Source organism: Pigmentibacter ruber (assembly GCF_009792895.1).
GTDB classification, from domain to species: domain Bacteria; phylum Bdellovibrionota_B; class Oligoflexia; order Silvanigrellales; family Silvanigrellaceae; genus Silvanigrella; species Silvanigrella rubra.
The window spans coordinates 49,831-69,199 of the sequence record NZ_WSSC01000002.1; the positions used below are offsets into that span (position 1 = coordinate 49,831).

The following is a 19,369-nucleotide window of genomic DNA, read 5'->3' on the forward strand; positions in this document are numbered from 1 at the left end:
TTATAACCCTGCTTCATAGCCTTGTATCATTGCTTGTCGTTTCTCTTGGTTGAGCTTGTGATGGAAATATAAGATGATCATACTTTTGCGTAGCTAACTGTGCTCTTACCTGTCTAATAGCTTCAAGAGCAACACCTACTACGATTAAAAGTGATGTTCCACCAAACGTCATCTGTTGAGAAAAAGTACCGCCAACTAAAGAAGGCACTACAACAATGAGATTCATGTAAATCGCACCAGCAAAGGTAAGACGAGTTACAACTGTGTCTAACGCTTCCGCTGTTTCACTGCCTGGACGAATACCAGGGATATAGGCATTTTGTTTCTTTAGATTTTCCGCAACATCATCTGATTTAAAGACAATAGAGGCATAGAAAAAGGAAAAGAACATCCCAAGAACAACGAACACAGCGTTATAGAGCCAGTGACCTGGTAAAAAATCTGCTAACCATACATTACCAGCCGCATTTCCAAAACTGAGAAATGTTGCAGGAACTGCAAGAATAGTCGAAGCAAAAATAGCAGCCATGATTCCAGCCATATTTACCTTTAAAGGTAGATGAGTAGCCTGAGCTGACATCACTCTTTTTCCAACGAGTCTTTTTGCATAATGAATTGGAATTTTTCTATAACTTTGTTCAAAAAACGTAACTGCAAAAACAAGAAATAACGCAAAAGCTACAATTCCAACAGCACCCAATAAAGCACCACTGTTTTGTTTGACCATTTCTACAATTGTGTTTGCAGAAGATGGTAAATAGGCAACAATTCCTGCAAAGATAAGTAAACTAATACCGTTTCCTATACCTTTGTCGGTGATTTGCTCACCTAACCACATTACAAAGCAACTGCCTGCAGCCATTAGGATACAAGCCATAACTCTAAATGATAGCCCTGGATCCAAAACAATCATTCCACCATCAGGTCCTCTAGAAGCTTCAAGTCCTGCTGAAAGCAGATAAGCTTGCACAAGGGCGAGAAGAACAGAAAGACTCCTTGTAATGCGGGTGATTTTTTGTCTTCCTACGCCACCTTCTTTTTGCATTTGCTCCAAAGCAGGAACAACGACTGTCATCAGCTGAATGATAATACTTGCAGATATGTAAGGCATAACGGCAAGACTAAAAATGGAGAAGTGACTTAACGCTCCGCCTGAAAACATATTAAATATTTTTAGAAGCCCAGCTCCTTGTTGACTTGCAAAAAGAGCAAGCTCTTTCGCATCAATTCCAGGAACCGGTATATGCACTCCAATGCGGAAAACGAGAAGTGCTAACAATGTAAACAACAAACGCTTTACAAGGACATTTTCTGTCCAGCCACTTCCCTGAGGCATTCTCTGATTACTCCTCGATGGTTACGCCTTTTGCGAGCAACTTTTCACGCGCTCCAGAAGACATAACAAAGTTTTTCACTGTTTTAAGCTCTGCAGGTACTTCACCCATTGATAGCAATTTAGCGAAGCCCTTAGCCACGAAGCTAGAGCCATCTAAAATTCCATTTTCAATATAAGGCGTTGAATCTTTAAGATTTAAAGCTTCTACTGGAATAGCACATGCATTTTTAAATCCACGTTTAGGAATACGGCGATAAAGAGGAGTTTGTCCACCTTCAAAACCTGGGCGAATGCTAGAGCCAGAACGAGCTGTTTGACCTTTTCCACCACGACCACCAGTTTTACCGAGTCCACTTCCAGGACCTCTACCAAGACGACGTCTATCTTTTCTTGCACCCGGATTTGGGCGAAGTTCTTCAATTTTCACTTTAATACTCCTTACTCAGCTGGTTCAACTTTGATAAATTGAATTACCTTATTGACCTGGCCAAGAATTGGGTTCACATTAGGTAATACCCGTGAAGAACCTATTTTAGAAAGACCAAGTGAAACTAGGGTTCTACGCTGTGACTCGCTACGACCAGCAAAGCTACGTAGCAATGTCACTTTAATTTTTGGGGTATGAATTGATTGCATTTAATATTTCCCCTTTATTTACGCGCTTTTAAATATTCTTCAGTAGTGGAGAGTTGCTTTAGTCCTTTAAATGCTGCTTTCACAACGTTATGAGGATTTCTACTACCTTGAATTTTAGCCATGATGTTAGGAATGCCTGCAAGTTCTGCAACTGCACGCACGGAGCTACCAGCAACAATACCGCTACCTTCTGAAGCTGGGCTTAGAAGGAGCTGGCTTGCGCCAAATTTAGCATTCACCACAAATGGAATAGTTTGTTTTTCCATTGGAACAGTGATGAGTGATTTTTTCGCTTGTGCAACAGCTTTTCTTACAGCCTCAGGAACTTCTGCTGCTTTGCCAAGTCCGTAACCAACAGTACCTTGACGGTCTCCCACAACAACAAGTGCTGAGAAGCTCATGCGTCTACCACCTTTTACAGTTTTAGAAACACGTGAAACGCTAACTACACGATCTTCAAAACGATCTTTTTTCTGTTCTTCTTTATTCATTTGCATTTTCTGCTTTTCCTTAATAAAGTTAAGTTCTTAGAACTGAAGACCAGCTTCACGAGCGGAATCAGCAAGAACCTGAATACGCCCATGGTATGTGAAACCGTTTCTGTCAAATACAACAGAACTTACCCCAGCCTTTTTTGCTCTCTCAGCAATAAGCCCACCAACTTTTACAGCCATTGGTTTGCCACGAAGACCCGTTGATTTAATTTCTGTCTCAATGGAGCTCGCGCTAGCAATAACAGTACCTTTATTGTCATCAATAAGTTGAGCTTGAATATGACGGCTGCTTTTGAAAATACAAAGGCGTGGTTTTGTTAAATCAGAAGAACGGCGGCGCCAAAAGCGCATTTTACGCAATTGCCTGATCTTTCTACGATTAATTATACGATACATAACATCTCCTGGCTTCCTGCTAACATACAGAAAACTCGACTTTTAATGAGCAGATAAAATTTATTTTTTACCTGCTGATTTACCAACTTTAGTTGCAATAACTTCACCAGCGTAGCGAATACCTTTACCTTGGTAAGGTTCAGCTGGGCGCACGGAACGAACTTTTGCAGCCACTTGACCGACTAATTCTTTATCAACTCCAGTAATGTTGACTTTCCCTGCTTTATCAACTTCAAAAGTGATTCCTACAGGTGGGTCAATATTCACAGGATGTGAATAACCAACAGTTAGGTTGAGTACTTTGCCAGCCATGCTAGCGCGGTAACCAGTACCTTGAATTTCAAGAGACTTGCTGAAACCAGCAGATACACCTTGAATCATGTTGGAAAGTAGGGTTCTGTATAGTCCCCAGTATGCTGAGCTGTGTTCGCCTTTATTAGCAGATACCACAACTTCATTATTTTGTTGAGCAATTGCAACGCGTCCAAAAGTATCACGCTTTAATGTGCCCTTAGAGCCATTCACTTCGAGAATATTTCCGTTTAGCTTGACGGTTACTCCCGAAGGAATTTTAATTGGCTGCTTACCAACTCTTGACATAGAAGCCTCCTAAAGTCCTCGAAAGTTACCAAACATAAGCTAATACTTCTCCACCAACGTTTTCTTTACGAGCAGTTCTGCTTGTAAGAACACCTTTTGGAGTCGTAAGTATAGCGAAACCAAGACCACCACGAATCTTTGGAAGATCCGAAACAGCTTTATAAACACGGCAACCAGGTTTAGAAACGCGAGTTAATCCACGAATCACAGGTTGTCCAACTTCAGTGTATTTCATGGCAATTTTAATTTTGCCTTGACCATTATCTTTGATGAGACGGAACCCACGAATGAGACCTTCTGCTTCTAAGATTTTTGTAATTTCAATTTTAATAATGCTTGCTGGAACTGTAGTATATTTTAAGCCTGCAGTTGAAGCATTACGGATACGAGTTAACATATCAGCGATTGGATCAGTAGTGTACATATTTTTTCACCTCACCAACTAGCCTTGACCATTCCAGGAATTTGTCCTGAAAGGGCATTTTTACGTAAGCAAATACGACAAACACCGAAGTCTCTGTAGTATCCGCGTGGACGACCGCATTGGTTGCAACGGTTGTGTTGACGCGTAGAAAACTTGGCTTTTTTATTTGCTTTATTAATCATTGCTAAACGAGCCACATCTATCCCCTTTACTTTCTAAACGGCATATCGAGGAGAGTAAGAAGTTCACGCGCTGCTTCATCAGTTTTAGCTGATGTAACAATAGTGATACTCAAACCACGAGTTTTATCTACTTTATCCGCTTCAATTTCAGGAAATATGATTTGTTCGCGGATACCAAGAGAGTAGTTGCCACGTCCATCGAAACTATTTGAAGAAACTCCACGGAAGTCACGTACGCGAGGTAGTGCAACAGAAACGAGTTTATCGTAGAATTCGAACATACGTTCTTTACGAAGCGTTACAGAAGCCCCAATAGGCATTCCTGCACGTAATTTGAAAGTTGCAATTGACTTTTTAGCGCGAGTAATTACTGCTTTTTGACCAGTAATGATTTCGAGCTCAGCAGCTGCAGCTTCTAGTGCTTTGATATTTTGAGTAGCTTCGCCTTGGCAAGTATTAACAACGATTTTTACGATCTTAGGAAGCTCCATAACATTTTTTGTTGGATGAAGCTTTTTAAGTTCAGGTAAAACTTTGTCGCTGAACTTTGCCATGTATCTTGGTTTCACACCTTTAGTGTGTTCCCCACGAACAACTACTGCGCCATAATCAGCGCCTTTTCTTCCACCAGTAGGTTTTTTACCTGCTTGATTTTTTTCGCTTGCCATGGATTATAGAACCTCCGGAGCCAAGCTGATAATCTTGCCACAATTACGTTGTCTTAATTCACGAGCAATTGGTCCAAAAATACGGGTTCCAACTGGCTCTTTTTCATTTTTGACAATTTTTACAAGAACAGCAGCATTTTCATCAAAACGAATACGAGAACCATCTGTTCTCGAAACTTCTTTCTTACAGCGAACTACAATTGCTTTATGTACTTCACCTTTTTTAACACGCCCACCAGGCACAGCATCTCTTACGGAAACGACAATCAAATCGCCAACGCGAGCATAACGACGGAAAGAACCGCCCATTACTCGAATGACGTTAAGAGTGCGCGCACCGCTATTGTCGGCTGCTACCAGGATTGATTCTGGCTGAATCACGATACACCCCATTAAATGAGAAAGAGAAAAGAAACTATTTAACTGCGTTGCTTACTTTTTGAATTAGTGAGCAACAACAGAAACTACTTTCCAAGACTTATTTTTTGAAATACGGCGGCAAGGAAGAATATCCACATCTTTTCCTACTGCTATATTTGCAACACCAAAAGTGTCAGCGAACAAAGATGTATGGAGGTGAAGACGTTTGCCATATGTTTTGCTTGGAACAATACGAGGCACTTCTACCTTAACAGTCTTTGTATCTTTAGAGATCGCTACTACACGGCCTCTAATTGGATTCTTTGTAATTTTATTGTTGTTTTCCATGTTTATACCTCAATTATTTAGCAGATGCTTGTGCTTTTTTACGAGAAACGATTCTCAAATCTCTTCTCAAACCAGCAATCCCACCTGCGTTGCTAATAACAGCAGGGTCCATGGAAACTTTGAACTTTACAAGCTCTTTTACTAAAGAGTCTTGTTTTTTAGCTGCATCACTAGAGTTTAAATCAGCAAACTTTTTTTGTTTTTTCATTGATTTTCCCAAACCTTATCACTTCTGCTCATTACGCGTGTTTTGAATGGGAGTTTAGCTGCTGCAAGCTCAAAAGCTTCTTTTGCAAGATTTGCAGGAACACCCTGTACTTCAAAAATCACACGGCCTGAACGAATTGGACAAACCCAACGATCCAAACCACCCTTACCAGAACCCATACGTGTTTCAGCAGGCTTTTTAGTAATAGGCTTGTCTGGGAACACACGAATCCACACTTTTCCACCACGTTTTATATGGCGGGTCAAGGCAATTCGACTTGCTTCGATTTGACGAGCTTCTAATTTTCCAGGTTCAATTGCCTGAAGAGCAAAATCACCAAAGTCTACGCTATTGCAACGATCTGCAACGCCTTTAATACGACCTTTGTGAGATTTACGAAACTTAACTTTCTTTGGAGCCAACATGTTTTATTACTCCTCATTGCGTGCAGTTTTTGCAGCAGAAACAGCCATGCTTCCAGCTGTTTTTCCAAAAACTTCACCCTTAAATAACCAAACCTTAACACCAATGAGTCCGTAAGTTGTTAAAGCTTCAGATGTACCATAGTCAATATCAGCACGAAGAGTGTGAAGAGGTACGCGACCTTCCATATACCACTCTGTACGAGCCATTTCTGCACCATTTAAACGACCGGAAACGCGAATTTTAATACCTTTTCCGCCAGCTTTCATAGCTTGTTGCATAACCTTCTTCATTGCTCTTCTGAAGGAAATACGTTTTTCAAGTTGCTGTGCAACGTTGAAAGCAGCTAATTGAGCATTTGTATCAGGATTCTTCACTTCAAATACATCAACTTTGATGGACTTGTCATTAGATTTTAGAACTGTCTTTACTTCATCACGAAGAAGTTCAATTCCTTTACCTTGTTTTCCAATAAGTTTTCCAGGTTTTGCTGTATAAACTTTTACTACAACTTGTTTAGCAGCGCGTTCGATTTCAACGCGTGCAACGCCAGCTTCTGCGTATTTTTTTGATATGAACTTGCGAACATTCAAGTCTTCATTAAGATTTTTTGCAAATTCACGTTTGCTAAACCAACGAGAATCCCAAGTCTTGTTAATCCCAAGTCTCAAACCAATTGGATGTACTTTCTGACCCACTGTTGTACCCTCTGTTAATTAAGTTTAAGACGAATAGTTAAGTGCGACGTCTTTTTCAAAATAGGCGTTGCACGTCCCTGAGCGCGCGGCATAAACATGCGGCGGCGAGGGCCTTCATTCACTACAAAGTCACTTATTACAGTATTTACAGCACTGTTAGCAGGAAGCTGTGCAAGCGCAGAGCGAATAAGCTTTACTGTCGCTACAGAACCAGCACGTCTTTCAACAGAAAGAACAGCTATTGCTTGTGGAACAGTTTTGCCAATGATGAGCGGTCTTAACAATCTTGCTTTACGTGCGGTACACTTTGCAGCATAGTGTGTTGCTTTTGCGTCCATAAATTACCTCTTACTTTTTCTTAGCGGCTTTTTTATCCGCACCATGACCATGGAAAGTACGAGTTGGCGAAAATTCACCAAGCTTGTGTCCAACCATATTTTCGTTCACATAAACAGGAACGAATTTTTTTCCATTGTGAACTGCAAATGTGAGTCCAACAAAATCTGGAATAATTGTGGAACGGCGGCTCCAAGTTTTAATTACCTTCCCAGCACCCTTGTTTTTATCTGCTAATTTTAGCAAATGGGTGTCAACGAAAGGACCCTTTTTCAACGAACGTGACATGTGCTTTTACCCCTTAAGCAATTCGATTATTTCTTACGACGGCTTACGATAAACTTATCGCTAGGTTTAACCTTGCGAGTCTTATAACCTTTAGCCAATTGACCCCATGGTGAACATGGATGACGGCCACCACTTGTACGACCTTCACCACCACCCATTGGATGGTCAACAGGGTTCATAGCGACACCACGGACAGTTGGACGGATACCCTTCCAACGATTACGACCAGCTTTACCAATAGAAACATTCATATGGTCAGCATTGGATACAGTTCCGATAGTTGCATAGCAATCTTCTGGAATAAGGCGAAGCTCACCAGAAGGCATACGAATTTGAGCGTATCTTTCAATACGACCTACTAAAGTAGCAGAAGCTCCTGCACTACGAACTAGTTTCGCACCAGAACCTGGACGCATTTCAACACTGTGAATTGTAGTACCTGCAGGAATTCTTTTTAGCGGTAAGCTGTTCCCTGCTTTAATATCAGCTTCTGAAGAAGCGATAATTTTAGTGCCAACTTTAACGCCGTCAGTTGCAAGAACGTAACGACGATCTCCGTCAACATATTTAACAAGTGAAATAAAAGCTGTACGATTTGGATCGTACTCAACTGAAGTTACAACACCTTCAACGTCCTTACGGGATCTCTTCCAGTCGATAATACGGTACTTAACTTTATTTCCACCACCGTGATGGCGAACAGTAATGCGACCAGTATTATTACGACCCGCTTTTCTTGGTTTTGCCACTAAGAGCGGTTTGTAAGGAGTATCAGTAGTAAGAACTTCTCTGTAATTGATGTAACTTTGTGTTCTTGTTGTAGCCGTGTATGGCCTTAATTGTCTGATTCCCATTGTTCCTCATCCTTGCGCGATAATTCGAGGATTTTTCCGCGCATAAAACTAAAAAATACGAAAAAACGGAATTATTATTCCGCTGTTGCTTCAGCAGGCGCATTTAAAACAGGAGCTGGAAGTTCTTGCCCATCTTTTAAGCGAATAAACGCTTTTTTGATATTTGGAAGTTTAACTTCAACAGCGCCACCTTTTCTTGAGCGCGCTTTACGAACAACTCTTCCACGTAAAATAGAAGTGTTTACACTGATCACATCAACACCAAAAACATCTTTAACAGCTGTTTTGATATCTTGTTTAGTAGCTTTGAGATCAACTTTAAGTGTGTATACCTTATTTTCTAAGAGAGCATAAGATTTTTCGCTTAAAACTGAACCTTTGATAACATAATCCGAACGCATGTTCATTTCCTTTCTTCAAAAATCAGTCTGCTAGTCTTGATTCAAGAACTTTGAACGCTTCTGGACTTGCAATAAGACTGCGTGCTTGAAGAACAGTAAATGCATTCACTTGGTCTGGACTTACAAGGTGAACTCCGCGGATATTGCGAAGAGCACGAATTGTATTTTCATTTGGATTGCTTAAGCAAACCAAAGTATTTCCAGACAAATCAGCAACATTCTTTAATGCAGACGCTGCATCTTTTGTTTTACCACTTGGAAAATCAAGTGCGCCAACAAAAATTTTGCCAGATTTCACACGCTCAGATAGTGCGATACCTAAAGCAACCTTACTCATTTTCGTAGGGATTGCTTGACGGTAGTCACGCGCTTTAGGGCCATGAGCAACACCACCACCAACATGGAGTGGAGCAACAAATGAACCGCGACGAGCGCTTCCTGTTTTCTTTTGTTTGTAAGGCTTTTTACCAGTTGACTTCACCATTGCACGTGTTTTCACGCCAACAGTTCCTTGTCTTTGGTTGGCTCTGTAAGCCTTAATTACCTGCCAGAGAGTGCCTTTATTACGGTCAGCATAGCTCACCAAACTCTCAGGTAGGGCTTCAATTTTAGACAACATTTGCTATCCCTTCCCCTTAAACAAATACTATGCCGCCGCGAGCACCAGGCACACCGCCTACAATAGCCATAACTGATTCCTCAGTTGACCAGTAAGCAACCTGAACATTGCGGAGAGTTACTTGCACATTACCGTCTTGGCCAGGCATTTTTTTGCCCTTCATAACACGACCAGGTTCAGCACGCATACCTACAGAACCAGGGGATCTGTGGAAACGGCTACCATGGCTTGCTGGACCGCCACCAAAACCGTGACGAGTCATCGCGTCTTGAAAACCACGACCTTTTGAAAATCCAGTAATTTTTAATTTTTGTCCTGCATTGAGAGAAGGTGCTTTAAGAGGTGAGCCTACTTGATATTCGGCAGGATTGTCGACAACCCAACCACGTACAAGTTTGTTTTTGTGGCCTGTGTCGTACTCAACAACAACAACGACTTTGCCATTTTCCAAAGTTTCGTGTCTTAGAACTTTAGCTGGCTGCATTTTTAGAACGGTTACACCTTGGGCAGAGCCATTAGTTGTAAACGTGCTAGTCATGCCAATTTTGCTAAAAGCATAACGTACCATATGACTTTAACTCCTGCTGGATGCAATAAATTACAGCGCCAGCTTGTTGTTAATCCTTCTACATGAAAGTAGAAGTTTGTTAAAAAATAAAAAACCGGTTTTAGTAGAGATTGATTTCTACATCTACACCAGCCGCTAAATCAAGCTTCATAAGTCCATCAACAGTTTGTTGTTTTGGCTCTAGAAGGTCGATAAGACGACGGTGTGTGCGGATTTCAAATTGCTCACGAGATTTTTTATCAACGTGAGGTGATCTCAACACTGTATAACGGTTAATGATAGTAGGCATTGGCACTGGTCCAGCAATTTTTGCTCCAGTTCCTTTTGCCTTGTTAATAATCTGCGCTACGCTCTGATCAACCAGAGAAACATCATAGCCTTTAAGACGAATACGGATTTTTTGGCTTTCCATTGAATTACACTCCAAACCGTTGGGCGTCGATTCGTAACGTAGAATAACGCCCATTGTCAAGCAAAAATTGTAAAATTATAGCAATAAGTAAGTATTAGGGTAGATAGAATACCTACCCTAAAAATTATCGCATTTGATGATGAGAACCAGATCCTAGGCGAGCAACAACCTGCGGAATTGAGGCTTCAATAATGGCTTCGGCATCAAGGCTTTGGCCTTCAACAAACATTTCAAGATTATTGTAAAAGTTAACACCTGTTCCTGCTGGAATGAGGCGACCCATAATTACGTTTTCTTTTAGACCGCGTAATAAGTCTTTCCTACCAGCAAGTGCTGCTTCGGTAAGAACCCGTGTGGTTTCTTGGAAAGAAGCTGCGGAAATAAAGGATTCTGTAGAGGAAGCAGCTCTTGCAATACCAAGCAATAAAGGTTCTGCAGTTGCAGGACGAGCACCTCTTTGAATTGCTAATTCATTTTGCTCTTCAAAAGTCCATTTTTCTACCTGTGCAGCTGGTAAGAACTCAGTATCTCCAGGATCTTTAATTCTTACACGGCGAAGCATTTGTTTCACAATAATTTCAATGTGTTTATCGTCGATATTCACACCTTGCAGCTTATACACAGCCTGTATTTCAGAAACAAGGTAACTAGCTAAGGCTTTTTCACCTAAAACTTTTAAAATATCGTGTGGGTTTAATGGACCATCAACAAGAGGTTCACCTGCACGAATGAAATCACCTTCAGTAACAACGACGTGGCGACCTTTTGGAATAAGATATTCACGGCTATCACCGCCACCCATTTCTGGAGTAACGACAACTCTTCTTTTGCCTTTGATGTCTGCACCAAAAGAAACAAATCCATCTATTTCAGAAATAATTGCAAATGTTCTACGTTTTTGGGCTAGAAACAACTCAGCAACTCTCGGTAACCCACCTGTAATATCTTTTGTTTTAGCTTGTTCACGTGGGATTTTCGCAAGAACATCACCAGGATACACATTGTCATTATCAGCAAACATGATAGTCGCACCACTTGGTAGAGGATAGCGAGCATCACGAGTTTCAGTAATACGAATAGCAGTTCCTGAACCATCTGTAACAACAATAGCTGGTTTAATTTTAGTATCTTTGTTTTCAATCACAACACGACGGGTTAAACCTGTAACTTCATCAGTGCGTTCTTCAACTGAGATACCTTCAAAAAGGTCTTGGAATTTAACCTTACCTGAAACCTCGGAAACAATAACAACTGAGTGAGGGTCCCATTCAATTAGCATAGTACCAACTTTAACGTTAGCCCCGTCTTTAATGAAGACTTTTGAGCCATATGGAATAGAGTGGCGATCGCGTTCAATACCATCAAGGTCATAAACGATGACTTCACCGTTTCTTCCCATTGCAGTATCCCATTCGTTGCGGCCTTTCACTAAGCTTACATTTAATAGTTGAACAGTACCCTCAACCTTAGCTTCATATGAAGAAGCTTGCGATTGCGTTGTAGCTGTACCACCAGAGTGGAATGTACGCATTGTCAACTGTGTACCAGGTTCACCAATAGATTGAGCGGCAATAACACCAACTGCTTCACCAACGTTAACTAAATTACCTGTCGCCAAGTCACGACCGTAACATTTTGCGCAAACTCCACGACGAGTACGGCAAGTTAAAACGGAACGAACATAGACACGGTCAATTTTAGCAACATCTAAGCGAGTTACAGCCTCTTCATTAATTTCTTCATTTGCTTTTACGATTACTTCACCAGTGGCACGGTTTTTAATATCATAAAGAGAAGTTCTACCTAGTGTTCTAGCACCAACTCTTTGAATAACTTCACCACCTTCAACAACAGAAGTAACTTCAACACCATCTAAGGTACCGCAGTCTGTTTCTGAAATGATTGTATCTTGGGCGACATCAACCAACTGACGAGTAAGGTAACCAGAAGAAGCCGTTTTAAGAGCTGTATCTGCAAGACCCTTACGTGCACCGTGAGTGTTGATGAAGTATTGAAGAATTGTGAAACCTTCACGTAAATTAGATGTCACAGGAGTTTCAATAATTTCACCTGTTGCTTTCGCCACAAGACCCTTCATACCAGCAAGCTGACGCATTTGTTGTTTAGAACCACGGGCTCCAGAGTCTGCCATCATATATAAAGAGTTGAATGATTGAATTTGAACAGCTTCACCTTTTTGGTTAATCGCTTTTTGAGTTTCAAGTTGTTTCAACATTTTTACTGTGATTTCATCTTGAACTCGTGACCAAATATCAATTACTTTATTATGACGTTCTCCTTCTGTAATAAGACCTTCCGCATATTGTTCGCGAACTTCTTTTACTTCATTGTATGCTTCATCTAGTAACTTAGATTTTTCTTTAGGAATCATCATATCTTTAATTGCAATAGAGATACCTGATTCTGTTGCATAACGATAACCTAATTCACGTAGAGCATCTGCAAGTAAAACTGTTTCTTTAGCACCGCAAAGACGGTAAGTATCGTTAACCAATACAGCTAAAGCTTTTTGATCCAGTGCTTTATTAAACTTTTTGAAGAAAGGAACTCTTTCAGGAATTACTTCTTTTAATATACAACGTCCAACAGTGGTTTGAATAAGTTCTTTGTCACCATGATTTAAACGCACAAAAATTCGTGTATGAAGTTCAACAAAACCATGGTCGAAAGCCGCACGGACTTCATCTAGGCTTGAAAATTTCATACTATCACCACGTAATGTGATGTTTTCGCGAGTTAAATAATAAAGGCCAAGAACGATATCCTTCCGCGGCTCGATAATCGGTGTACCATGCTGAGGTGACAGAATGTTATTTGTCGACATCATAAGCACACGAGCTTCAATTTGAGCTTCTAAGCTAAGGGGAACGTGCACGCACATTGTATCCCCGTCGAAGTCGGCGTTAAATGCCTGACAAACCAGAGGGTGCAATTGGATTGCTTTTCCTTCAATTAATACAGGTTCAAAAGCCTGAATACCTAAACGGTGAAGAGTAGGCGCACGGTTTAAAAGAACAGGATGTTCTTTTGTGCATTCTTCTAGTAAGTCCCAAACTTCTGGACGTTCCTTTTCCACCATTTTTTTCGCACTCTTAATGGTTGAAACATAACCTCTTTCTTCAAGTTTGTTGAATAGAAAAGGTTTGAACATTTCAAGAGCCATTAATTTAGGCAAACCACATTGGTGCAAGCGTAGTTCTGGACCGGCAACAATTACGGAACGGCCGGAATAGTCCACACGTTTTCCAAGAAGGTTTTGACGGAAACGACCGCTTTTTCCTTTAAGCATATCTGATAAAGAGCGCAGAGGACGTTTATTCGGGCCTGTGAAAACTTTTCCACGGCGGCCATTGTCAAAAAGCGCATCGATAGCTTCCTGCAACATTCTTTTTTCGTTACGCACGATAATTTCAGGTGCATTTAATTCTATGAGTCGTAATAAACGATTGTTCCGGTTGATTACACGACGGTATAAATCATTTAAGTCTGAAGTTGCAAAACGGCCGCCGTCCAATGGAACCAAAGGACGAAGATCTGGTGGCAACACTGGAATAACAGATAACATCATCCATTCAGGACGGTTATCACTCATAGTGAAGGCACCAACAACCTTTAAGCGCTTGATAAGTTTTTTACTTTGCGCATCTGAAGTTGTATTTAACAAAGACTCTTTAAGTTGTTCTGATAGTTCAAATACATCTACTGATTGAAGCATTTCTAATAATGCGTCAGCACCAATACCAACTCGAAATGCGTTGTTACCTAATTCACGAATTTTGGCTGCAAAGCGTTCTTCTGAAATAAGTTCATGTTTTTTAAGATCAGAAGAACCTGGATCAAGAACGATGTAGGATTCACAATAAAGAACTTTTTCAAGGTCTTTCAAAGAAATGTCTACAACGCAACCAATACGAGATGGCAAACTTTTTAAGAACCAGATGTGTGCTACTGGGCTAGCAAGGTTGATGTGCCCTAAGCGTTCACGTCTTACTTTACTTTCAATAACCTCGACACCGCATTTTTCACACACAGTACCGCGGTGTTTTTTTCTTTTATATTTTCCACAAATACATTCAAAGTCACGAACTGGGCCGAATATTTTTCCACAAAATAATCCGTCACGTTCTGGCTTAAATGTTCTGTAGTTGATTGTTTCAGGTTTTTTTACTTCACCATATGACCAACTTCTGATGCGCTCTGGAGAAGCTAAACCAATTTTAACTGCACTAAAACTCAAAGGATCTACAGGTTTTTCGAAGAAACTGTAAACATCTTTGGAACCTTCATTCATATTCATGCTTAAACTCCTTCGGTGTTATTGGATTTCACGGACATCGCGTTGAAGATCATCCAAACTGATTTCATTTTCATCGCGAATAAGGCTTACATCCAATGCAAGCGATTGCATTTCTTTGACAAGAACGTTGAATGATTCTGGTAAACCAGGAAGCATCATGTTCTCACCCTTTACAACTGCTTCGTACATCTTTGTACGACCTGCGATATCATCTGATTTCACAGTTAAGAACTCTTGAAGAGTATAGGCAGCTCCATACGCTTCCATTGCCCAAACTTCCATTTCCCCGAGTCTTTGGCCACCAAATTGAGCCTTACCACCGAGAGGTTGTTGTGTAACCAAACTGTATGGTCCAATAGAACGAGCGTGAATTTTTTCATCAACAAGGTGATGAAGGCGAAGAACATACATAACTCCAACTGTTACAGGACGGTTGAATTTTTCACCTGTGCGTCCATCATAGAGTGTTACCTGTCCTGAGCGATCGAGATCAGCTAGTTCAAGATATTTAAAGATTTCTTCTTCTTCTGCACCATCAAACACTGGATTTGAAAGTGTCACACCTTCTTTGTACTTGCGCACAAATTGGCGTAATTCTTCATTAGAACATGATTTCACAAATTCATGCACGGATGAGTCATCCCAAACTTTGCAGATGTAGTCTTCAAGTTCTGCACGAGGCGCTGCTTTATCAAGCATATCATTTATTTTTAAACCAATACCACGCGCTGCCCAGCCAAAGTGTGTTTCCATAATCTGGCCGATATTCATACGAGATGGAACCCCAAGAGGGCTCAATACGATATCTACTGGTTGTCCGTTTTCAAGATATGGCATGTCTTCAACAGGAACAATTTTGGAAATAACCCCTTTGTTACCGTGACGACCTGCAAGTTTATCACCCACTTGTAAACGACGTTTAATAGCCACATAGACTTTTACCATTTTGATAACGCCAGGAGGCAATTCATCACCACGTTTTGCACGTGCAATTTGTGCTTCTGTCATTTCGCGTACGAGAGCGATTTTCTCGTTCATGGATTTTTTAATTTTTGCAAGCTGTGCGCTTTTATCTGAACTAACTAATTCTAAGGATTTAATTTGTTCAATAGACATTCCAGCAAAAGCTTCTTTTGGAATTTTTTCTCCTGAAGAAACCTTAAAAGTGTGCCCATCTTGTTTTGTTTCAAAACTAACTGCAGCAACTTCATGAACAAAAAGAGTTTCTAACTTTTCAACAGTTGACTTGCGGATAATTTGAATACGATCGCGTTCATCCTTTTTCAATTTTGCAATTTCTTGCTCTTGAACTTGGATCATACGGCTATCGAGTTCAGCACCTTCACGGGAGAATACTTTCGCTCCGATAACTGTACCTTGCACTCCTGGTGGAACTCGCAAGGAAGTATCGCGGACGTCAGCAGCTTTTTCTCCAAAGATGGCACGTAGAAGTTTTTCTTCTGGTGTCAATTGAGTTTCTGCTTTTGGAGTTAATTTACCAACAAGTATGTCGCCTGGTTTCACTTCTGCACCAATGCGAACGACACCTGCGTCGTCTAAATCTTTTAATGATTCGTCACTAACATTTGGAATATCAGAAGTGATTTCTTCTTTTCCTAATTTTGTATCACGGCTGATGCATTCAAATTCTTGGATATAAACAGAAGTGTATAGATCTTCACGTACAACCCGTTCAGAAACAACAATACCGTCTTCGTAGTTGTAACCATTCCATGGAAGGAATGCGACAACAACGTTTTGTCCAAGTGCAAGTTCGCCCATTTCTGTAGCGAAACCATCTGCAATAATATCACCCTTTTCAACTTTATCGCCTACTTTAACAATAGGTTTTTGGTTTACACAGGTATCAACGTTAGAACGAGTAAATTTAACTAAAGTATAAATATCAACTTCAGAAGCCACTTCAGTAATGTCTGATGAAACTTCATTTGCTTTAATAACAACACGTTCAGCATCCACAGAGATAACTGTACCTGCACGTTTTGCAACAACAGTCACACCAGAGTCAGCCGCAACGGTTCTTTCCATTCCAGTACCGACTAATGGTGCTTTTGTGCGCAACAAAGGAAGACCTTGGCGTTGCATGTTGGCACCCATGAGGGCACGGTGCGCGTCGTCATTTTGAAGGAAAGGAATTAGGGAAGCAGCGACAGAAACCGCTTGGTTTGTAGCCACATCCATTAAGTCAACTTCTTCAGCTGTATAGATATTTGTTTCACCTGAGCTACGCGCATTTAGTAGCTCATTTGAGTTTATTTTATTTTCAGCATCTGCTTTGATACGTGCTTGTGCAATCACATGATCACGCCATTCATCTGTCGAAGAATAATAACGCACTTCATCTGTTGGTGAGCGATCGACCACTGTACGATATGGAGTTTCAATGAATCCATATTTGTTTACTTGGGCAAATGAAGCTAAAGAAACAATAAGACCAATGTTTGGACCTTCGGGGGTTTCAATAGGACAAATACGACCATAGTGAGTTGGGTGAACGTCACGAACCTCAAAACCAGCTCTTTCACGTGAAAGACCACCAGGCCCAAGAGCAGATAAACGACGTTTGTGATAAACTTCAGCAAGCGGATTGGTTTGATCCATAAACTGACTTAATTGTGAAGAACCAAAAAATTCTTTCACAACAGCAGTAACCGGTTTTGCATTTACAAGATCATGCGGCATAAGGCTGTCTAAATCTTGTAATTGAAGTCTTTCTTTAATTGCGCGCTCAATTCTTGTTAAACCAATGCGATATTGATTTTCTAATAATTCACCAACAGCACGCACGCGACGGTTGCCAAGATGGTCGATATCGTCAACTTTAATTTTGCCACTACGAACATCTAGTAAGCGCTTAACTGTACCAATTATGTCTTCACGAGTTAAAGTACGATAGTCAATATCAATATTATTTAAATCGAGTTTTTCATTTAATTTTAAGCGACCCACACGAGAAAGATCGTATCTATCTTTTTCAAAAAATAAATTTTGGAAAAGATTACTTGCGTTTTCTAATGTCGGAGGATCTCCTGGACGCATTCTACGATAAATTTCTAACAATGCTTCTTCAGTATTAACAGTCTTATCAACCATTAATGTATCACGGAAAGAAGAATCAACGTTTAGATCATCAATAAATAAGATTTGGAATTTAGAAATACCTTTTAACATGATAGCATCAAGAATTTTTTCTGAGATATCAGTATTAATTGGAAATAAAACTTCACCTGTATCTTCGTCAATAATGTCTTGACCAATGATTTTTCCAACAAGTTCTTCTTGTGGGAAATGAAGTTCTTCTACTCCAGCTGCTTTTAATTGTTTGATATGTAAAGCAGTAATTTTCCGGTTCCGTTTTACAAGAGTATTATTAGGATTTTTAGGGTCCATAATATCACTTGAAGCACGTTGCCCACGTAAACGATCTAGATCAACTTTACGATAGAATTGTCCTTCACGGTTGATAATTGTTTCGCACTCATAAAAAGTGCCAAGCAATTCTTCCGTTGTATAGCCAAGTGCTTTTAAAAGAACTGTAGCAGGCATTTTTCTACGGCGATCTATTCGGCAATAAAGAATATCTTTAGTGTCAAATTCAAAATCTAACCATGATCCACGGTATGGAATAATTCTTGCATTATATAGAAATTTTCCGGATGATAGAGTTTTACCTTTGTCATGGTCGAAGAATACACCAGGAGAACGATGTAATTGGGATACAACAACACGTTCAGTACCATTGATGATAAACGTACCATTTTGGGTCATAAGAGGAATTTCACCAAAGTAAACCTCTTGCTCTTTGAAACCACGAATGGATTTCACACCTGTTTCATGATCTACGTCCCAAATAATGAGGCGGATAAGAACTTTAACAGGAGCTGCATAAGTCATGCCTTTTGAACGACACTCTTCAACAGTGTATTTAGGTTCATCTAAGGAATAACTGACAAATTCAACAGAAGCTGTTGCATCAAAATCTTGAACGGGAAATACACTTTTGAACACACCTTGAAGACCCGCTTCAATGCGAGAGTCAGCAGAATCTGTTCCTTGAAGGAATTCAGCGTACGACTTCTTTTGAATGTCAATTAGATTTGGCATTCCAATGATAGGTTTTACTTTAGCAAAAGAACGACGGTGACGGACGAAGCTAGATGCCAGATTGGCCATATTGAGTCCTCTGCGTAAAAAAAGAAAGGATGCTAATATAAAATAGCTAAATGACTTGTGGCGTTATTCACATGGGATACCATACGTGAACAGAACAAAGCTCACAATATTAGCACAACAGCAAAAGTCAAGCCATAGAACAAGTTGTTCAATAGCTTGACTCTTAAGCAAACAAAACTGAAGAAGCAATATAATTTATATTACTTAACTTCGATTGTTGCGCCAACTGCTGTAAGTTTTTTCTTGATATCTTCAGCTTCAGCTTTAGTAACGCCAGCTTTAAGAGATTTTGGCGCGCCTTCAACAAGATCTTTAGCTTCTTTAAGACCAAGACCAGTGATTGCACGAACTTCTTTAATAACGTCAAGTTTTTTGTCGCCAGATGCTTTTAATACAACTTCAAACTCAGTTTGTTCAGCAGCAGCAGCGCCTGCAGCAGGAGCAGCAGCCATCATAGCAACTGGAGCAGCAGCAGAAACGCCAAATTTATCTTCTAATTCTTTAACAAGCTCAGCAGCTTGAATAAGAGTTAAGTTTTCGATGTAAGAAATGAATTGTTCTTTAGTAATAGACATTGCGAGTCCTTTAAAAATTAAGTTTCATAGC

Annotated in this window: 24 protein-coding genes; all 24 read right to left on the minus strand. The window is 40.3% G+C overall.

Annotation, left to right across the window (positions count from 1 at the left end):
• Nucleotides 1-13: 13 nt before the first annotated feature.
• The 24 genes from secY to rplL all read right to left on the minus strand — a co-directional run bounded on the left by secY (nucleotide 14) and on the right by rplL (nucleotide 19,338).
• The gene (gene secY / locus GOY08_RS06645; protein ID WP_158998117.1) at nucleotides 14-1,336 is read right to left on the minus strand and encodes a preprotein translocase subunit SecY; all 1,323 of its coding nucleotides are present in this window, start codon (nucleotides 1,334-1,336) and stop codon (nucleotides 14-16) included.
• A gap of 7 nt (nucleotides 1,337-1,343) precedes the next feature.
• Nucleotides 1,344-1,763 carry a 50S ribosomal protein L15 gene (rplO, locus tag GOY08_RS06650; RefSeq protein WP_158998118.1) on the minus strand — a complete coding sequence of 140 codons (420 nt, stop codon included), beginning with the start codon at nucleotides 1,761-1,763 and terminating at the stop codon, nucleotides 1,344-1,346.
• Nucleotides 1,764-1,774: 11 nt separating this feature from the next.
• Nucleotides 1,775-1,942 carry a 50S ribosomal protein L30 gene (rpmD, locus tag GOY08_RS06655; protein WP_407947660.1) on the minus strand — a complete coding sequence of 56 codons (168 nt, stop codon included), beginning with the start codon at nucleotides 1,940-1,942 and terminating at the stop codon, nucleotides 1,775-1,777.
• 44 nt (nucleotides 1,943-1,986) lie between these two features.
• Nucleotides 1,987-2,463 (minus strand): 30S ribosomal protein S5, encoded by a 477-nt coding sequence (rpsE, locus tag GOY08_RS06660; RefSeq protein ID WP_158998572.1) that lies wholly within the window; start codon nucleotides 2,461-2,463, stop codon nucleotides 1,987-1,989.
• Nucleotides 2,464-2,499: 36 nt separating this feature from the next.
• A complete protein-coding gene (gene rplR, locus GOY08_RS06665; RefSeq protein ID WP_158998120.1) occupies nucleotides 2,500-2,862 on the minus strand; it encodes a 50S ribosomal protein L18 in 363 nt (120 codons plus the stop codon).
• Nucleotides 2,863-2,922: 60 nt separating this feature from the next.
• Nucleotides 2,923-3,462, minus strand: a complete 540-nt coding sequence (rplF, locus tag GOY08_RS06670; protein ID WP_158998121.1) for a 50S ribosomal protein L6 — start codon at nucleotides 3,460-3,462, stop codon at nucleotides 2,923-2,925.
• Nucleotides 3,463-3,487: 25 nt separating this feature from the next.
• The gene (gene rpsH / locus GOY08_RS06675; RefSeq protein WP_158998122.1) at nucleotides 3,488-3,886 is read right to left on the minus strand and encodes a 30S ribosomal protein S8; all 399 of its coding nucleotides are present in this window, start codon (nucleotides 3,884-3,886) and stop codon (nucleotides 3,488-3,490) included.
• A gap of 11 nt (nucleotides 3,887-3,897) precedes the next feature.
• Entirely contained in the window at nucleotides 3,898-4,083 is a 186-nt protein-coding gene (locus GOY08_RS06680; RefSeq protein WP_158998123.1) for a type Z 30S ribosomal protein S14, read from the minus strand.
• 11 nt (nucleotides 4,084-4,094) lie between these two features.
• A complete protein-coding gene (gene rplE, locus GOY08_RS06685) occupies nucleotides 4,095-4,637 on the minus strand; it encodes a 50S ribosomal protein L5 (protein ID WP_407947665.1) in 543 nt (180 codons plus the stop codon).
• A gap of 102 nt (nucleotides 4,638-4,739) precedes the next feature.
• Nucleotides 4,740-5,117 carry a 50S ribosomal protein L14 gene (rplN, locus tag GOY08_RS06690; protein WP_148698254.1) on the minus strand — a complete coding sequence of 126 codons (378 nt, stop codon included), beginning with the start codon at nucleotides 5,115-5,117 and terminating at the stop codon, nucleotides 4,740-4,742.
• A gap of 63 nt (nucleotides 5,118-5,180) precedes the next feature.
• Complete coding sequence (gene rpsQ, locus GOY08_RS06695) at nucleotides 5,181-5,444, minus strand: 30S ribosomal protein S17 (protein ID WP_158998124.1); 264 nt, start codon at nucleotides 5,442-5,444, stop codon at nucleotides 5,181-5,183.
• Nucleotides 5,445-5,457: 13 nt separating this feature from the next.
• Nucleotides 5,458-5,652: a hypothetical protein gene (locus GOY08_RS06700; RefSeq protein ID WP_158998125.1), complete on the minus strand. Its 195-nt coding sequence runs from the start codon at nucleotides 5,650-5,652 to the stop codon at nucleotides 5,458-5,460.
• Entirely contained in the window at nucleotides 5,649-6,077 is a 429-nt protein-coding gene (gene rplP, locus GOY08_RS06705) for a 50S ribosomal protein L16 (protein ID WP_158998126.1), read from the minus strand. The genes GOY08_RS06700 and rplP overlap by 4 nt, the downstream gene beginning before the upstream one ends.
• 6 nt (nucleotides 6,078-6,083) lie before the next feature.
• On the minus strand, nucleotides 6,084-6,773 hold the full coding sequence (gene rpsC, locus GOY08_RS06710; RefSeq protein ID WP_158998127.1) for a 30S ribosomal protein S3: 690 nt from the start codon (nucleotides 6,771-6,773) through the stop codon (nucleotides 6,084-6,086).
• A gap of 14 nt (nucleotides 6,774-6,787) precedes the next feature.
• Nucleotides 6,788-7,111, minus strand: coding sequence for a large ribosomal subunit protein uL22 (locus tag GOY08_RS15735; protein ID WP_158998128.1), 324 nt, complete (start codon nucleotides 7,109-7,111; stop codon nucleotides 6,788-6,790).
• A 10-nt stretch (nucleotides 7,112-7,121) separates the two neighbouring features.
• Nucleotides 7,122-7,397: a 30S ribosomal protein S19 gene (gene rpsS, locus GOY08_RS06720; RefSeq protein ID WP_158998129.1), complete on the minus strand. Its 276-nt coding sequence runs from the start codon at nucleotides 7,395-7,397 to the stop codon at nucleotides 7,122-7,124.
• Between the two features lie 26 nt (nucleotides 7,398-7,423).
• Nucleotides 7,424-8,251 (minus strand): 50S ribosomal protein L2, encoded by an 828-nt coding sequence (gene rplB, locus GOY08_RS06725; protein ID WP_158998130.1) that lies wholly within the window; start codon nucleotides 8,249-8,251, stop codon nucleotides 7,424-7,426.
• A 74-nt stretch (nucleotides 8,252-8,325) separates the two neighbouring features.
• Nucleotides 8,326-8,658: a 50S ribosomal protein L23 gene (locus GOY08_RS06730; RefSeq protein ID WP_158998131.1), complete on the minus strand. Its 333-nt coding sequence runs from the start codon at nucleotides 8,656-8,658 to the stop codon at nucleotides 8,326-8,328.
• Nucleotides 8,659-8,674: 16 nt separating this feature from the next.
• Nucleotides 8,675-9,271 (minus strand): 50S ribosomal protein L4, encoded by a 597-nt coding sequence (rplD, locus tag GOY08_RS06735; protein WP_158998132.1) that lies wholly within the window; start codon nucleotides 9,269-9,271, stop codon nucleotides 8,675-8,677.
• Between the two features lie 16 nt (nucleotides 9,272-9,287).
• On the minus strand, nucleotides 9,288-9,839 hold the full coding sequence (gene rplC, locus GOY08_RS06740; RefSeq protein ID WP_158998133.1) for a 50S ribosomal protein L3: 552 nt from the start codon (nucleotides 9,837-9,839) through the stop codon (nucleotides 9,288-9,290).
• Between the two features lie 100 nt (nucleotides 9,840-9,939).
• A complete protein-coding gene (gene rpsJ, locus GOY08_RS06745) occupies nucleotides 9,940-10,251 on the minus strand; it encodes a 30S ribosomal protein S10 (protein ID WP_130610705.1) in 312 nt (103 codons plus the stop codon).
• A gap of 124 nt (nucleotides 10,252-10,375) precedes the next feature.
• On the minus strand, nucleotides 10,376-14,563 hold the full coding sequence (rpoC, locus tag GOY08_RS06750) for a DNA-directed RNA polymerase subunit beta' (RefSeq protein WP_158998574.1): 4,188 nt from the start codon (nucleotides 14,561-14,563) through the stop codon (nucleotides 10,376-10,378).
• A gap of 24 nt (nucleotides 14,564-14,587) precedes the next feature.
• Nucleotides 14,588-18,763, minus strand: coding sequence for a DNA-directed RNA polymerase subunit beta (gene rpoB / locus GOY08_RS06755; protein WP_158998134.1), 4,176 nt, complete (start codon nucleotides 18,761-18,763; stop codon nucleotides 14,588-14,590).
• 200 nt (nucleotides 18,764-18,963) lie between these two features.
• Nucleotides 18,964-19,338, minus strand: a complete 375-nt coding sequence (gene rplL, locus GOY08_RS06760) for a 50S ribosomal protein L7/L12 (RefSeq protein ID WP_158998135.1) — start codon at nucleotides 19,336-19,338, stop codon at nucleotides 18,964-18,966.
• Nucleotides 19,339-19,369: the final 31 nt, after the last annotated feature.

Bases quoted from the DNA above. Each gene is read 5' to 3' on its own strand.
- rpoC (WP_158998574.1), bottom strand. From the start codon at position 14,563: ATGAATGAAGGTTCCAAAGATGTTTACAGTTTCTTCGAAAAACCTGTA.
- GOY08_RS06700 (WP_158998125.1), bottom strand. From the start codon at position 5,652: ATGAAAAAACAAAAAAAGTTTGCTGATTTAAACTCTAGTGATGCAGCT.
- rpsE (WP_158998572.1), bottom strand. From the start codon at position 2,463: ATGAATAAAGAAGAACAGAAAAAAGATCGTTTTGAAGATCGTGTAGTT.
- rpsS (WP_158998129.1), bottom strand. From the start codon at position 7,397: ATGTCACGTTCGTTGAAAAAGGGTCCTTTCGTTGACACCCATTTGCTA.
- rpsH (WP_158998122.1), bottom strand. From the start codon at position 3,886: ATGTACACTACTGATCCAATCGCTGATATGTTAACTCGTATCCGTAAT.
- secY (WP_158998117.1), bottom strand. From the start codon at position 1,336: ATGCCTCAGGGAAGTGGCTGGACAGAAAATGTCCTTGTAAAGCGTTTG.
- rplC (WP_158998133.1), bottom strand. From the start codon at position 9,839: ATGGTACGTTATGCTTTTAGCAAAATTGGCATGACTAGCACGTTTACA.
- GOY08_RS06730 (WP_158998131.1), bottom strand. From the start codon at position 8,658: ATGAACATGCGTTCGGATTATGTTATCAAAGGTTCAGTTTTAAGCGAA.
- GOY08_RS15735 (WP_158998128.1), bottom strand. From the start codon at position 7,111: ATGGACGCAAAAGCAACACACTATGCTGCAAAGTGTACCGCACGTAAA.
- rpsJ (WP_130610705.1), bottom strand. From the start codon at position 10,251: ATGGAAAGCCAAAAAATCCGTATTCGTCTTAAAGGCTATGATGTTTCT.
- rplF (WP_158998121.1), bottom strand. From the start codon at position 3,462: ATGTCAAGAGTTGGTAAGCAGCCAATTAAAATTCCTTCGGGAGTAACC.
- rplL (WP_158998135.1), bottom strand. From the start codon at position 19,338: ATGTCTATTACTAAAGAACAATTCATTTCTTACATCGAAAACTTAACT.
- rplB (WP_158998130.1), bottom strand. From the start codon at position 8,251: ATGGGAATCAGACAATTAAGGCCATACACGGCTACAACAAGAACACAA.
- rpoB (WP_158998134.1), bottom strand. From the start codon at position 18,763: ATGGCCAATCTGGCATCTAGCTTCGTCCGTCACCGTCGTTCTTTTGCT.
- rplP (WP_158998126.1), bottom strand. From the start codon at position 6,077: ATGTTGGCTCCAAAGAAAGTTAAGTTTCGTAAATCTCACAAAGGTCGT.
- rplD (WP_158998132.1), bottom strand. From the start codon at position 9,271: ATGTTGTCTAAAATTGAAGCCCTACCTGAGAGTTTGGTGAGCTATGCT.
- rplR (WP_158998120.1), bottom strand. From the start codon at position 2,862: ATGTATCGTATAATTAATCGTAGAAAGATCAGGCAATTGCGTAAAATG.
- rpsQ (WP_158998124.1), bottom strand. From the start codon at position 5,444: ATGGAAAACAACAATAAAATTACAAAGAATCCAATTAGAGGCCGTGTA.